Raw genomic sequence first — 14,580 nt, 5'->3', positions numbered from 1 at the left:
TACTACAAAAATACAAAATTTCTTACAATGGCTCTCCAACTTTTTTCGCACAATCATGCCAAGGCTCTCCATGCGGAGGATTTACCGCCGGTTTCGGACCTGTTGGAGCCGGTGTCGGAGCCGGAGCGTTTTGTGCCATATTCTGCTGTACAGGCTGCTGAACCGGAGCCGGTTTGCTGTTTAAAGGTTGTCCTACCGGAATATCACATCGGTGTCCCGGTTCTCCGTGAGGTGGATTCATTCCTTTCGGAGTTTTAACGGTTTTTGCTTTTCCGCTTTGGTCTACGGCAAATTTTCCGGGTTGTAAAGAATTCGGATCTATCTGAATGGTCTGTCCCTGCGGAGCATTTACCGCAACATTCTGAGTTCCCTGTTGATGTTGTGCAGGAGCAGAATTTAATGGCTGTCCGACCGGGATATCGCATCTGTGGCCGGGTTGACCGTGTGGCGGATTCATTCCGGGAGAAGTAACGGTGGAAGTTCCCGATCCTGTTGTTGTTTTAATTCCCGCCTGATCCAGAATAGAAGCTTTAGGAGCCTGATTAACCGCTACAGGAGCCTGCTGAACTCCGGTTTCTTCTTTAAGATAAGTAGCTCTCTCATCCTTCTTACACGATACAGTAAATATAGAAATGGCAAGTATGCCTAACAATGTATTTTTCATATAAAACAAAATTAGCAAAACATTTTTAAATGCTTTGCCAATTTTATAATAATAGTGATATTTTAGAATTAATTCTTAACCAAAAGCCTGAATCCTTCTCCGTGTACGTTGATGATTTCCAGTCCTTCGTCGTCTTTCAAAAGCTTACGAAGCTTAGCAATATAAACGTCCATACTTCTTGCCGTAAAATAGTTTTCTTTTTTCCAGATCTTTCTCAACGCTAAGTCTCTCGGCATGAAATCGTTTCTGTGGATGCAAAGAAGCTTCAACAGTTCGTTTTCTTTTGGAGAAAGCTTGTATTCGTTGTCGCCAACTCTCAGTTGTCTCAGCATAGAATCAAAGAAAATATTGCTAATCTTGAACTGTTCCTGCTCTTCATTTTCCAACGTGGAACTTCTCTGAAGAATTGCTTTAATTTTATATAAAAGAAGCTCGGTATCAAATGGTTTTGTGATGTAATCATCTGCTCCCAACTGATACCCTTTTAAGATATCCTCTCTCATATTTCTTGCAGTTAAGAAAATGATCGGTGTATTTTTATCTATTTTTTTTACGTCTTCTGCTAATGAAAAACCGTCTTTTTTAGGCATCATCACGTCGAAAATACAGATATCGAATTCGTTTTCTGTAAATTCTTTCAATCCCTGTTCTCCGTCTGTAGCAAGAGTAACTTCGAAGTTATTTATCGTTAAATAATCCTTCAGCACTGCCCCAAAACTCTGGTCGTCTTCTACTAATAATATTCTGTTGCTCATAGTTTTAACTATTAATCGTTAATAATTTTGAATGAACAAGTCATTCTCCTCTTTTCTAATATTTGTTTATTGGTTAAATTTTTATCTACGCCATCGGAAGCTTAATCGTAAATGTACTTCCTTTTCCTTTTTGTGAATCCACAATAATCTGTCCTTTATGCAGTTCCACGATTTTTTTAACATAGGAAAGTCCTAAACCCTGTCCTTTTACATTATGAATATTTCCGGTTTCTTCCCTGAAGAATTTTTCGAAAATTTTTGTTTTATTCTGGGTTTCCATTCCCATTCCTTTATCTGAAACTTCAATTACATAAAAATGCCCTTCATTTCTTGTTTTAATAGAGATTTCAGGCGTTTCCGGCGAATATTTATTGGCGTTGTCCAAAAGGTTTACCAGCATATTCGAGATGTGGAATTCATCAATTTTAAAATTATAATTCGTTGCATTAAATTCCTCTCTCAGCGTGCCATTTCTTTGTTTTACAATAAGGCTGAAAGATTCTGCCGTTCTTCTGATGAGTTCTCTTACATTGGTTTCTTTCAGGAATAATTTCACTTCATTACGCTCAAGTTTAGACATATTAAGAACGTTTTCCACCTGCTTTTTCATCCTCAGATTTTCCTGCTTAATCAGTTCTGAATAGTATTTTACCTTTTCCGGATTGGTTGCAATCTTATCATTCGCCAAAGAATCTGTTGCCACGGAAATCGTCGCCAAAGGAGTTTTAAACTCATGAGACATATTGTTGATAAAATCCGTTTTCACTTCCGCCAGTTTTTTCTGCCTCATCATATAATTAATGGAAATAATATAAATTCCCAAAATGGTAAGAAGTGAAAGAAAAGTTCCCAAAAGCATCGGCCAGTTGTTCATGGCTAAAGAATAATCTTTCTTTGGAAATACCAGAGCGAGACTGTAAAGCGTTCTTTCTTTCTGATCTGTAAAAAGCGGATAACTATACGTATTGTTGTCTTTTTTCTCCTTATAATCTTTATTAAAAACTTTGGTAAGATTATTATTCTTATCAATAATTCCATAGCCAAATTTCGCGCTGATTCCTCTGATTTTTAATTCTTTGGTAATAACAGAATCTAAAATTTTTGCATCAACTCTTTTGCTGATCGGTAAATTATTTCCTATGATCTTCGCATATTCCTTCATCGCATAATCTCCGTTCTCCAGATCCTGATTAATGTCTGCGGTAAGGATTTCACGATTAGTCGTATCTCTTTTTATTTTATAAGCAGCTTCGTCAGAATATAATTTTGTAAGCTTGATGGAATCTCCCTGTTTGGAAATCGGAAGCTGACTTTTTTCAATAATATTTTTAGAGTAAATGATCTGTCTCTGCGTTCCGGAATCTTCTACCTGCTGAATCGTCGTTAACGTAGGCTGATCGCTGTTTGCTAAAATATTGTTTCTGAAATCTTTATTGTCAATATTTAAATATTTATCTACTTCAATTTCTTCCATGTTTTTGGAAGTACTTTCCAATGCGGAATACACTTTATTGGAAAACTCCTGTTCCAGTGCACCGTAATAATTTTTCAGCCAATAAAACTGGAGCGTAACAAAGACAATCAGTGAAATTGTCATAAACACCGAAATTATTGGGATGAACTTATTATTCATTTACTTTATTTTAATCGTTTTTGAAATAATGAGTGTTAAAATTAATTATTTTATGACTTGATAAACAAAAAACGCGCCATAAAATTGTGTAATTTTTCTTAAAAACACGTTATTTAACATTTTTTTATAAATTTTTAATTTTTTATTATAACAACCGCTGTGCATTAAAATAAAAAAGGAAAGTAAAATGTACTTTCCTTTTTTTTTATTGCTAAAGTATTTCCTCGTCCTGAAAATACTGAATAATTGCTTTCTTCATCAAAAGCTGCTGCTCATTCGGTTTCAGTTCCGGAAGATCTTCCAGTTTATCAAAGTGTGGATATCCGTCCTCATCGTAATGCGAAAATTTATAATATCCGAAAGGCTCCAGTAATCTGCACACTGCAATGTGGATTAGGTTTACCTTGTCGTCTTTTGTATATTTTTGCTGTCCACTTCCCAGTTCCTGAAGTCCGATCAGAAAAAGGTAGGTTTCTATCGGAGCATTTTTTTCCGTATCGAAATTTTCAATAAAGAATTGCTCTATTTTTTGCCATAGTTCCGCTTCGTTCATTATATATCAATTCTTTTTATTGTTTATTCTGTTTTTTTGGGAAAATAAACATAATCCCTATATTTTACCTTCCAGTTTCATCAGGAAAGCATATTCCAGAGCATCTTCTTTCAAAGATTCAAATCTTCCGCTCGCTCCGCCGTGTCCTGCACTCATATCTGTTTTGAAAATCAGGATATTGTTATCCGTTTTCAGTTCTCTCAGTTTTGCCGTCCATTTTGCAGGCTCCCAATATTGTACCTGCGAATCGTGCAATCCGGTGGTAATCAAAAGATTTGGGTAATCTTTAGCTTCCACATTATCGTACGGCGAATATTCTTTCATATAATGATAATATTCTTCGTCATTCGGATTTCCCCATTCGTCGTATTCTCCGGTTGTTAAAGGGATGGTTTCGTCCAGCATGGTCGTTACAACGTCCACAAAAGGAACCTGTGCTACAATTCCGTTAAACAGTGAAGGTTCATAATTCATTACCGCTCCCACCAATAGTCCTCCTGCGCTTCCGCCCATGGCGTACAAGTGCTTTGAAGAAGTATAATTTTCTTTAATTAAGAATTTTCCGGCATCAATAAAATCGAAAAATGTATTTTTCTTAAACAGCATTTTTCCGTCTTCATACCATTCTCTTCCCAGATATTCTCCGCCTCGGATGTGGGCAATTGCGTAAATAAAACCTCTGTCTAATATAGAAAGTCTCACGTTCGAAAAACTTGCATCAACAGTGTGTCCGTAACTTCCATAACCATATAAAAGTAAAGGCGTATCCGCAGATTTTGGGGTGTCTTTATGGTAAACCAGAGAAATAGGAACTTTGGCTTCTCCGTCTCTGGAATCTGCCCAGATTCTTTCGGAAATATAATTTTCGGCAAAGAATTTTCCGCCCAAAACTTCCTGTTGTTTCAGAAGCTTTGTGGTTTTTTCTTTCATATTATATTCGTAGGTGGAACTTGGCTGTGTAAGAGAAGTGTAGCCGTAACGTAGAACTTCCGTATCAAATTCCAGATTTACTCCGATGTAAGCGGTATAAGTAGGATCTGAAAAAGGCAGATAATGCGATTCCTGCGTTTTTTCGTCAATAATTTTAATCTGTAACAGACCTTGTTCTCTTTCCTCAAGAACCAGATAGTTTTTAAAGATCTCAAAACCCTCCAGCAGAACTTCCGGACGGTGCGGAATGACATCCACCCAGTTTTCCATTCCGCAGTTATCGATCTTTGTCTTTACAATTTTAAAATTGAAGGCATCGTCTGCGTTGGTAATAATGTAGAATTCGTCTTCATAATGTTCAACCGAATATTCCAGATCATCTATTCTTGGCTGAATAATCGTCCAGTCTGCGAAAACGTTATCCGAAGGAATAAATCTGTGCTCATCCGAAATGGTACTCGAACTGGCAATGAAAATATATTCCAGAGATTTGGTTTTGAAAACATTAACGTCGAATGTATCATCTTTTTCATGGAAAATCAGCACATCATCTGAAGAATCTGTCCCCAGTTTGTGTCTGTACACCTGAAAAGCTCTTAAACTTTCATCTTTTCTGATGTAGAAAATATGCTCGTTATCATTTGCCCAGACTGCTTTTCCTGTAGTGTTTTCAATTTTATCAGGAAGAATTTCTCCGTTCTGTAAATTTTTAAATTTAATGGTGTAGATTCTTCGGCTCACATTGTCCGTTGAAAATGAAGCCAATTGGTTGTTTGGAGAAACAGCAACATTTCCGACTTCAAAATAACTTTCACCTTCTGCCAAAATATTAACGTCCAGAATAATTTCTTCTTCGTTTTCGAGACTTTGATATTTTCTGCAGAAAATAGGATATTCTTTTCCCTCTTCATAACGAACGATATACCAGTATTCGTTAAAGAAATAAGGTAAAGATTCATCGTCTTTTTTATAGCGGGCTTTCATTTCCTCAAAAAGTTCCTCCTGAAAAGGTTCTGTATCTTTCATGATGAAATCTGCATACGCATTTTCTTCTTCAAGATATTGTATCACTTCCGGATTTTCTCTTTCGTTGAGCCAGAAATAGGGGTCAATCCTTTTATCACCGTGTGTTTCAAGTATTTTTTCTATTTTTTTTGCCTTTGGAGCTTCCATTCAATATTAATTCTTGTTCAAATTTAGTTAAAAAAAAACCATCTTTCCGGTAAGAAAAGACGGTTCCTGTATATTTTTGTATTAAAACTTACTTGTGTAGTGCTTTAATATACTTTTCCAAAGCCATCGTCATGGACGGAGTTTCCTTTGTAGGAGCCATTAAATCTACTTTCAGCCCTGCTTCTTCTGCTGCTGCTGAAGTGGTTGCGCCAAAAACGCCGATTTTTGTTTCTTCCTGTTTGAAATCCGGAAAATTCTGCTGTAAAGACTTTATTCCCTGCGGACTGAAGAAGATCAGCATATCATAATCTTTTACATTGATGTCTGTAAGATCGCTGCAAACCGTTCTGTACATGATCGCTCTTTTCCAGTCTACATTAGAAGCCTCCATTGTTTTGGTAATATCCGGACTTAAAACATCTGATGAGGGCAAAAGATATTTTTCGCTCGGGAATTTTTTAAACAGTGGAAGAAGGTCCGAGAAATTCTTTTCCCCGAAGCTGATCTTTCTTTTTCTGTATACAATATGCTTTTGAAGATAATTCGCAATGGCTTCCGACTGACAGATGTATCTCATCGTATCAGGAACCGAAAAACGAAGCTCTTCAGCTAATCTGAAGTAATGGTCGATCGCATTTTTACTCGTGAAAATAATTCCGGTATATTGTGTAAGATCGATCTTTTGTGTTCTAAGCTCTTTATTGTCAACTCCTTCGACGTGGATGAAAGGGCGGAAATCAATCTTTATCTTTTCCTTCTTTGCAATTTCCAGGTACGGAGACGACTCACTTGGCGCTGGTTGAGAAACCAATATAGACTTTATTCTCATCATTGACAGTTATTAAAAAAACAATAGTTTCCAAAGCAACAAAACGGGTGCGATTTGGAGCGTGCAAATATACAAAAATTTATAATACCATTTCTCGGGTAAAATGTTGTTCTTATGAAATAAATAGAAAAACACCTTGAAAATGAATACAAAAGAGAAAAAGAAAATGTAATATAAAAACATTTTATTTCTGTCGATCGGGAAATAATAGTGGCTTACACATAAAATTATTAACAAAAAAGACAGGATAAAATAAAATTTTGTAGAGGTAAAATAAAAAACAGTCCATTTTTTTCCGTCACCAATGCTTTGGAAAAATAAAAATCCTAAAGTTGATTTTACTGCATAAAAAAGAATAACTGCAATTAAACAGAACCCGAATTTATTAAGCTGATATCCCAAAACCTGAAGATCAGCAACAAATTTAGGAACAACAGGAATATACTGTGAGATCAGAACCGAAAGCGTAAGTGTAATAACGCAGGAGGTGATTACCCAGCTCGGAAGGTTGTTACTGGCATCAAAATATTTTTGAAGCAGAAAGTCTTTCAGGTTGGCTTCTCTTTCTACAACGTTCATCATAAAAAGGTATAAAAAGATACAGCCCAGCAATATAAAGATTACCCAATCGTTATTTTCAGGTATTCTTACATGATTTATAAATGTTTGTGATAACGGCAACGGAATTTTTTTGCAAAATTATAGATTATTTTGTATAAAATAAAAAGGTTAAATAAACTATCTTTGCAAACTGAAATGAAAAAACTGGTCATAATTCCGACTTACAACGAAAAGGAAAATATTGAAAATATTATTTCCGCAGTTTTTGCATTGGAAGATGACTTTCATATTTTGGTAGTGGATGACTCGTCTCCTGATGGAACGGCGGATCTGGTGAAGGATTTGCAGAAAAAATTCCCGCACTATCTTCATCTTTCGGTACGAAAAGTGAAAGATGGTTTGGGAAAAGCATACATTCATGGTTTTAAATGGGCAATCGAAAACAAGTATGACTATATTTTCGAAATGGATGCCGATTTTTCTCACAACCCGAATGATCTTCCTAAACTGTATGAAGCCTGTTTAAACGCAGATATGGCAATCGGTTCCCGGTATTCCAAAGGAGTAAATGTGGTAAACTGGCCAATGGGACGTGTTTTGCTGTCTTATTTCGCTTCAAAATATGTACGGTTTGTTTTAGGACTTCCGATTCATGATACCACGGCAGGTTTTGTCTGCTTTTCAAGAAAGGTGCTGGAAGAAATTGGTTTGGACAACGTAAAATTAAAAGGATACGGATTTCAGATCGAAATGAAATTCAGGGCTTTTAAAAAAGGATTCAGAATTGTAGAAGTTCCTATTATTTTTACAAACAGAATTCTGGGAGAAAGCAAAATGAATGGCGGTATCATTCATGAAGCGGTTTTTGGAGTTTTAAATTTAAAATGGAAATCCATCATCAACAGATTATGAAAAAGCTGATCTTCATTTTCGTTCTGATGTGTCTGTTTTCATGCGGAGACTACATCGATAAGCCTAAAAATCTGATCCCGAAAGATCAGATGGCAGAAATTATGGCTGATCTTTCAATCAACGATCAGGCGACTTTCATGTATCCCAACACGAATCTGGAGGCAGGAACAAGATATATCCTGAAAACGCACAACGTAAAATCTCAGGATTTTGTGGAAAGCTTCAAATATTATGTAGTAAAGGAACAGATGAGCGGTATCGCAGATGATGCCCAGAAAATAATATTAGAGAAAGATCCGAAAGCGGATCAGTATGTAAAGGATAAAAAAAATAAAACAGGAAATCTTCAGAATCCTCCTGCTTTATCGAGATAATTTAAGATGCAAAAGTTTTTTAATATAGAAAAAACCTCTGAGGGGAAGGCGAGGGCCGGAGAACTTACCACAGATCACGGGACAATTCAGACGCCTATTTTTATGCCTGTAGGAACCGTTGCAAGTGTAAAAACAGTTCATCAGAGAGAATTAAAAGAAGATATCAAAGCCCAGATTATTCTGGGGAACACCTATCATTTATACCTTCGTCCGGGAATGGAAGTCATGCAGGAAGCAGGAGGTTTGCATAAATTCATGAACTGGGATCTGCCGATTCTTACGGATTCGGGAGGCTTTCAGGTATTTTCACTGGCAAGCAGCAGAAAAATGTCTGAAGAAGGAGCCCGATTCAAATCTCACATCGACGGAAGTTACCATATGTTTTCTCCCGAAAAATCGATGGAGATCCAGAGACAGATCGGAGCCGATATTTTTATGGCTTTTGATGAATGTGTGGCGTATCCGTGCGAATACAATCAGGCAAAAACATCAATGGAACTTACACACCGTTGGTTAAAAAGATGTATTGAATGGACGGAAAACAATCCTGAGTTGTACGGTCACAAGCAAAGACTTTTCCCCATTGTTCAGGGATCTACTTTTTCAGATTTAAGAAAAATTTCCGCAGAAGTTATTGCTGAAGCCGGAGCTGAAGGAAATGCAATCGGCGGTCTTTCCGTAGGCGAACCTGAAGAGGAGATGTACAGAATTACGGATGAGGTTACCGATATTCTGCCAAAAGAAAAACCGAGATATTTAATGGGAGTGGGAACTCCGTGGAATATTCTGGAATCCATCGGTTTGGGAATCGATATGATGGATTGTGTGATGCCGACAAGAAATGCCAGAAACGCAATGCTTTTCACATGGAAAGGGGTGATGAATATGAAAAACGAAAAGTGGAAGAAAGATTTTTCGCCTCTGGACGAATTTGGAACAAGTTTCGTAGACAGAGAATATTCTAAAGCGTATGTAAGACATTTGTTTGTTTCTAAAGAATATCTGGCAAAACAGATTGCTTCCATTCATAATTTAGCCTTTTATCTGGATCTGGTAAAAGTGGCAAGAGAACATATTATGGCAGGAGATTTTTACCAGTGGAAAAATTCGGTGGTTCCAATTCTTCGTCAGAGATTATAATTAAAAATAAAAACGCAGTAAAATGCTTAAAATAATAGACCGATATATCGTTAGAAAATACCTTGGAACATTCAGTTTCATGCTGATATTGCTGTCTATTGTTGTTTTGGTGATAGATGTTCAGCAGAAAATTCCAAGAATTGAAAATGCAACGGCATTAGACCCGAAACTTAACGTTACCTATTTCCTGATTCACTTTTATCCTTTCTGGATCGTGAATCTGGTGATGACGTTCCTCTCGATTCTCGTCTTTATTTCGGTGATTTATTTCACCTCAAGAATGGCAAACAATACCGAGATTGTTGCCGTCATCAGCAGTGGAGCGAGTTTTCACAGGTTTGCAAGACCTTATTTGCTTACGTCATTGTTTATCGCTGTTTTATCGTTGGGAATCAATCATTTTCTGCTTCCGTGGGCGAATATTCAGAAAAACCAGCTTGAAGCCTATACCTACAATGCAACCAATAAAGAGAAAGTTTTAGGGACAGCTCCGGTTTCTGCGCAATTAAGCAAAACCGAATATATCTTTATCAATTCATGGAATAAAAAAGACAAAAGAGGTTCGGGATTCGTCTATCAGAAGTTCGATAAGGACAGAAGAATGAAGTACGAGCTAAAGGCTTCTGATGTTTCGTGGGATAAAGACAAAAAAGAATTTGTACTGAATTCCTATACGGAAAAAACCATCAACAAAGATGATACAGAGAAATTATCCAGCGGTTTCGATCTGAAGAAAAAATACGGTCATGATCCGGAAGAACTTTTCCCTAATGAACTTTTAGGGCAGAATAAAACAACACCGGAACTGATAAAATTTATTAAAAGAGAAACCGAAAAGGGAAACAGTAACTTAAATGCGCACTTAAACGAGCTTCATCAGAGAACCTCAATGCCTTTTTCTATCGTTATTCTTACCTTTCTGGCGCTCTCACTTTCTTCGCAGAAAAAACGAGGCGGATTGGGGATTAACTTAGCTCTGGGTATTTCTTTAGCCTTTGTTTTCGTATTTTCCTTTGAAGCTTTAAAAGTGGTTTCGGAAAATAAAAGTATTTCGCCGGCTTTGGCGATGTGGCTTCCCAATATGATCTTTTTACCGCTTGCTGCTTTTCTTTACATTAAAAGAGCCAATCAGTAAAGTAATTTTACCTCTTTGTGATAGAAAGACTGTAGTCCGTCATTTTCAAGATCAATCCAGAGTTCACCTTTTTCGTCAGCCTTTTTGATGATGCCATTTTGGCGTGTTTTTTCAATTTCGAAAACAGATATTTCGTCTTTGCGGAACAGGTTTGTGTTGAAAAGCTTGAGAATTTCCTCTTCCGAAGGAATATTTTTCAGTTTTTCGATTAAAAAATCATGAAGTTGTAAAGTAAAATCATTCAGGTTAAAATTTCTTCCGGTCTGTGTTAAAAGCGATCCTGCATTGGAAATTTCAAATTTTTCCTGCAAAATATTGAATCCGGCTCCGATGAGGAAATAATTATTTTGGTTGATTTTTTTCTTTTCAATCAGAATTCCGACGATTTTTTTATTTTTAAGAATCATATCATTCGGCCATTTTATTTTCACGTCACAGTCAGTCAAATTGGCAAGGAAATCCCGTATTGCAATTGCGGTATAATAATTGAACATAAAATCCGAGACTGTAAAGTGTTCAGTCTTTACAGCAAGAGTATACGCCAAATTTTTTTCAGCCGTTGAAGACCATGTATTTCCGTACTGTCCGCGACCTTTCGTCTGATTGAAAGTATGAACTGCAATAAAATCTGAATCTCCGTAAAGTAAAAACTTAGATATTTCGTCATTAGTAGAAGAACATTCTTTCAGATAAAACAGTGCACTCATTTAAGAAAACTTTAAGACTTTAAAAGGCTAAAAATAAGGCTAAAGTAAAAGAAAAACAATAAATTTGCAGATTATAGTATTTTTTAATGAATAAAACAGTAGAAAAACAAGCGCTAATAGATAAAATTGTAGAGGCTATCCAGGATGTAAAAGGTGAAGATATCATGATCTTTGATCTTTCCAATATCGAAAATTCAGTAGCAGAAACGTTCATCATTTGTAGCGGAAACTCAAATACGCAGGTTTCGGCGTTGGCGGGAAGTGTAGAGAAAAAAGTAAGAAACGACCTTAAAGACAGACCTTGGCACGTAGAAGGTACCGAAAACTCCATGTGGGTTTTGGTAGATTACGTTTCCGTGGTAGTCCACATTTTCCAGAAAGAAGTAAGAGAGTATTATGATATTGAAGAACTTTGGGGAGATGCTGTGATTACGAGAATCGAAAATTAATTATTAAATTTTAAAAAGTATAAATGAACAATAAAGGATTTAACTGGTTTTTTCCTATCATGATTGTAGCACTTGTGCTGTTCTTTGTTGCCAATTCTATGGGCGACAGCACAGGTAAGACAATTGATGAAGACGGTTTCTTCAGAGAAATGCAGGCAGGAAAAATCCAGAGAGTTTTAATTGACAAACAGGCTCAGAAAGCTGATGTATTTTTAACACAGGCTGCCAAAACAGCAACAGTAAAGAAAGACGATAAATCCAATCCTTTTTCGGGGCTTATGATGACTCCAAAGGCAGATTATTCGCTTAAATATGGAGATCTCAGACTTTTCCTTGAAAAATTTGATGCCATAAAACTGCAAAATCCGGCGATAAAAACGTCTAAAGATTATGCGGAAGGCGAAAGCCCGTTAACGAGCTTTTTAATTCAGGCATTAATCTGGATTGCGATTTTAGGAATTTTCTATTTCCTTCTTTTCAGAAAAATGGGAAGCGGAGGCGGACCTGGCGGACAAATTTTCTCCATCGGAAAGTCTAAAGCAAAACTTTTTGACGAAAAAGAAAGAATTCAGGTAACATTTAAAGATGTTGCAGGTCTTGAAGGTGCTAAAGAAGAGGTTCAGGAAGTTGTAGATTTCCTTAAGAACTCAGAAAAATATACCAAACTGGGAGGTAAAATTCCGAAAGGAGTTCTTTTGGTGGGTCCTCCGGGAACCGGTAAAACATTACTGGCAAAAGCAGTAGCTGGAGAGGCGAAAGTTCCTTTCTTCTCGCTTTCAGGTTCAGATTTTGTGGAAATGTTTGTCGGGGTAGGAGCTTCAAGAGTAAGAGACCTTTTTGCTCAGGCAAAAGCAAAATCTCCAGCGATTATCTTTATTGATGAGATCGATGCCATCGGACGTGCAAGAGGAAAAAATAATTTCTCTGGCGGAAACGACGAAAGAGAGAACACGCTGAACCAGCTTTTAACTGAAATGGATGGTTTCGGAACGGATACAAACGTTATTGTAATGGCTGCAACCAACAGAGCGGATATTCTGGATAAAGCTTTAATGAGAGCCGGACGTTTTGACCGTTCCATTTATGTAGACCTTCCGGAATTGCACGAAAGAAGACAGATTTTTGATGTTCATTTAAAGAAAATCAAACTTGATGATAATGTAGACCGCGAATTCTTGGCAAAACAAACACCGGGATTCAGTGGAGCAGATATTGCTAATGTTTGTAATGAGGCTGCCCTGATTGCTGCAAGAAATAACCATACTTCGGTAACGAAACAGGATTTTCTTGATGCAGTTGACAGAATTATCGGGGGTCTTGAAAAGAAAAATAAAGCCATTAAACCTTCTGAAAAAAGAAGAGTTGCTTATCATGAAGCAGGGCACGCCACGATTTCATGGTTGGTAGAACACGCTTCACCGCTATTGAAAGTAACTATTGTTCCGAGAGGACGTTCTTTGGGAGCAGCTTGGTATCTTCCGGAAGAAAGACAGTTAACAACTACAGAACAAATGTTGGACGAAATGTGTGCAACATTGGGAGGTAGAGCTGCAGAGCAGGTGATATTCAATAATATTTCTACAGGAGCGCTTTCTGATCTTGAAAGTGTAACGAAAAGAGCTCAGGCAATGGTAACCATCTACGGTTTGAGTCCGAATATCGGGAATATCTCTTACTATGACAGTTCAGGGCAGTCTGAATATTCTTTCGGAAAACCTTATTCTGAAGAAACAGCGAAGAAAATTGATATTGAGATCAAAGGAATTATCGAAAATCAGTATGACAGAGCAGTTCAGATTTTAACTGAGAATAAAGACAAGCTTGATGCTTTGGCAAGTAAGCTGTTAGAAAAAGAAGTAATCTTCCGTGAAGATCTTGAAGAAATTTTCGGAAAAAGAGCATGGGATCCCGAATTAACAGAGAAACCTGTTACCAATACGATTCCGGATGGTAAAGAACCACAAGAACAGATTCTTGTTGAAGAGAAAGAAGGAGACAGCGAAATTCAGGCTCCTGAAAGCCCTACACAGCTTTAAAATTTCTTAGAATTTAAATAACACAAAACCTGACAGTTCCAAAATTGTCGGGTTTTTTTATATTTCTCGGTATGTTTTTGGATTTCTATATGATTAATTTATATTTTTGTATAAAGTTGACTAAAAATAGATTAAATTGAATTTATTTAAGAAGATTGTAAGCAAACTTACCAACCAGCCTGAGCAGGAAGAAAAGCAGAGTCTGGAAAAGTTAGGAGATTCCCTGAAAAATGCGGATCTCGACTATAAGTTTGCCCAACTGTTTACGCATTCCGGAGGTTTTTTTAATTACTGTGCTGATGAAGCGGAGGCGTTACAGACTTTGAACCAGATTATTAAAATTGAAGGAATTCATAATATATTCTGTTGGGATAAAGATCTTCAGAATTTCCTTAATGTGGTAAAAACACCGTATACTTCTGAACTTCAGAGCAATAATGATGCAAGTTTCATTACCTGCGAATATCTTATTGCGTACGACGGAAGAATTATGCTTTCTCACAATAATATCCTTCATTATCATTCTTCCAGACTGCCGGATAAAATTATCATTATGGCGAATATTTCACAGATTGTGAACAACCTGAATGATGCGATGGGAAAGATCAAAAGAAACGGAAATATCAAAAATCTGACTTCCATCAGCGGCGGACAGTCGAAAATGGATACTTCTTCCCATACCAACACAAAACTGTTTTTATTGTTGCTTGAAGATTAAGCATCAGATTT

At 36.8% G+C, this 14,580-nt stretch carries 15 protein-coding genes; 7 read left to right on the top strand and 8 right to left on the bottom strand.

Annotation, left to right across the window (positions count from 1 at the left end; all coding sequences use genetic code 11):
* Positions 1-22: 22 nt before the first annotated feature.
* The 7 genes from H6W53_RS12610 to H6W53_RS12580 all read right to left on the bottom strand — a co-directional run bounded on the left by H6W53_RS12610 (position 23) and on the right by H6W53_RS12580 (position 7,218).
* Positions 23-664, bottom strand: a complete 642-nt coding sequence (locus H6W53_RS12610; protein WP_185207273.1) for a hypothetical protein — start codon at positions 662-664, stop codon at positions 23-25.
* Between the two features lie 68 nt (positions 665-732).
* Positions 733-1,419, bottom strand: coding sequence for a response regulator transcription factor (locus H6W53_RS12605; protein WP_027380477.1), 687 nt, complete (start codon positions 1,417-1,419; stop codon positions 733-735).
* Between the two features lie 85 nt (positions 1,420-1,504).
* Positions 1,505-3,052: a sensor histidine kinase gene (locus tag H6W53_RS12600; protein ID WP_116099430.1), complete on the bottom strand. Its 1,548-nt coding sequence runs from the start codon at positions 3,050-3,052 to the stop codon at positions 1,505-1,507.
* Positions 3,053-3,263: 211 nt separating this feature from the next.
* Positions 3,264-3,605, bottom strand: coding sequence for a hypothetical protein (locus tag H6W53_RS12595; RefSeq protein ID WP_185207270.1), 342 nt, complete (start codon positions 3,603-3,605; stop codon positions 3,264-3,266).
* A 57-nt stretch (positions 3,606-3,662) separates the two neighbouring features.
* On the bottom strand, positions 3,663-5,708 hold the full coding sequence (locus H6W53_RS12590) for a S9 family peptidase (RefSeq protein WP_185207268.1): 2,046 nt from the start codon (positions 5,706-5,708) through the stop codon (positions 3,663-3,665).
* A gap of 88 nt (positions 5,709-5,796) precedes the next feature.
* The gene (locus tag H6W53_RS12585) at positions 5,797-6,537 is read right to left on the bottom strand and encodes a uroporphyrinogen-III synthase (RefSeq protein WP_076391975.1); all 741 of its coding nucleotides are present in this window, start codon (positions 6,535-6,537) and stop codon (positions 5,797-5,799) included.
* Positions 6,538-6,549: 12 nt separating this feature from the next.
* Positions 6,550-7,218: a DUF4271 domain-containing protein gene (locus H6W53_RS12580; protein ID WP_185207266.1), complete on the bottom strand. Its 669-nt coding sequence runs from the start codon at positions 7,216-7,218 to the stop codon at positions 6,550-6,552.
* A gap of 75 nt (positions 7,219-7,293) precedes the next feature.
* Here H6W53_RS12580 and H6W53_RS12575 point away from each other — a divergent pair, with 75 nt between their 5' ends.
* The 4 genes from H6W53_RS12575 to H6W53_RS12560 are packed head-to-tail and all read left to right on the top strand — an operon-like array spanning position 7,294 to position 10,659.
* Positions 7,294-8,010 (top strand): polyprenol monophosphomannose synthase, encoded by a 717-nt coding sequence (locus H6W53_RS12575; RefSeq protein ID WP_087708623.1) that lies wholly within the window; start codon positions 7,294-7,296, stop codon positions 8,008-8,010.
* Entirely contained in the window at positions 8,007-8,384 is a 378-nt protein-coding gene (locus H6W53_RS12570; protein ID WP_087708625.1) for a DUF4296 domain-containing protein, read from the top strand. The genes H6W53_RS12575 and H6W53_RS12570 overlap by 4 nt, the downstream gene beginning before the upstream one ends.
* Positions 8,385-8,390: 6 nt before the next feature.
* Complete coding sequence (gene tgt, locus H6W53_RS12565; RefSeq protein ID WP_076391557.1) at positions 8,391-9,524, top strand: tRNA guanosine(34) transglycosylase Tgt; 1,134 nt, start codon at positions 8,391-8,393, stop codon at positions 9,522-9,524.
* 22 nt (positions 9,525-9,546) lie between these two features.
* Positions 9,547-10,659, top strand: a complete 1,113-nt coding sequence (locus tag H6W53_RS12560; RefSeq protein WP_185207264.1) for an LptF/LptG family permease — start codon at positions 9,547-9,549, stop codon at positions 10,657-10,659.
* Here the strand turns inward: H6W53_RS12560 and H6W53_RS12555 are convergent.
* Positions 10,653-11,366 carry a biotin--[acetyl-CoA-carboxylase] ligase gene (locus H6W53_RS12555; RefSeq protein WP_185207261.1) on the bottom strand — a complete coding sequence of 238 codons (714 nt, stop codon included), beginning with the start codon at positions 11,364-11,366 and terminating at the stop codon, positions 10,653-10,655. The two genes, H6W53_RS12560 and H6W53_RS12555, sit on opposite strands and share 7 nt — an antisense overlap.
* Before the next feature lie 86 nt (positions 11,367-11,452).
* On the opposite strand from H6W53_RS12555, the gene rsfS reads away from it, so the two are divergent.
* The 3 genes from rsfS (at position 11,453) to H6W53_RS12540 (ending at position 14,569) form a co-directional block, all read left to right on the top strand.
* Entirely contained in the window at positions 11,453-11,815 is a 363-nt protein-coding gene (gene rsfS / locus H6W53_RS12550) for a ribosome silencing factor (protein ID WP_087708630.1), read from the top strand.
* Between the two features lie 23 nt (positions 11,816-11,838).
* Positions 11,839-13,851 (top strand): ATP-dependent zinc metalloprotease FtsH, encoded by a 2,013-nt coding sequence (gene ftsH / locus H6W53_RS12545; RefSeq protein WP_185207259.1) that lies wholly within the window; start codon positions 11,839-11,841, stop codon positions 13,849-13,851.
* Positions 13,852-13,987: 136 nt separating this feature from the next.
* Positions 13,988-14,569 (top strand): LUD domain-containing protein, encoded by a 582-nt coding sequence (locus H6W53_RS12540; protein ID WP_076391567.1) that lies wholly within the window; start codon positions 13,988-13,990, stop codon positions 14,567-14,569.
* The last annotated feature ends 11 nt before the right edge of the window (positions 14,570-14,580 follow it).

This window comes from Chryseobacterium sp. C3 (assembly GCF_014218905.1).
In the GTDB taxonomy this organism is placed as follows: domain Bacteria; phylum Bacteroidota; class Bacteroidia; order Flavobacteriales; family Weeksellaceae; genus Chryseobacterium; species Chryseobacterium mucoviscidosis.
The sequence above is the reverse complement of the archived record's forward strand: the minus strand, read 5'-3'. Positions and strand labels throughout refer to the sequence as shown.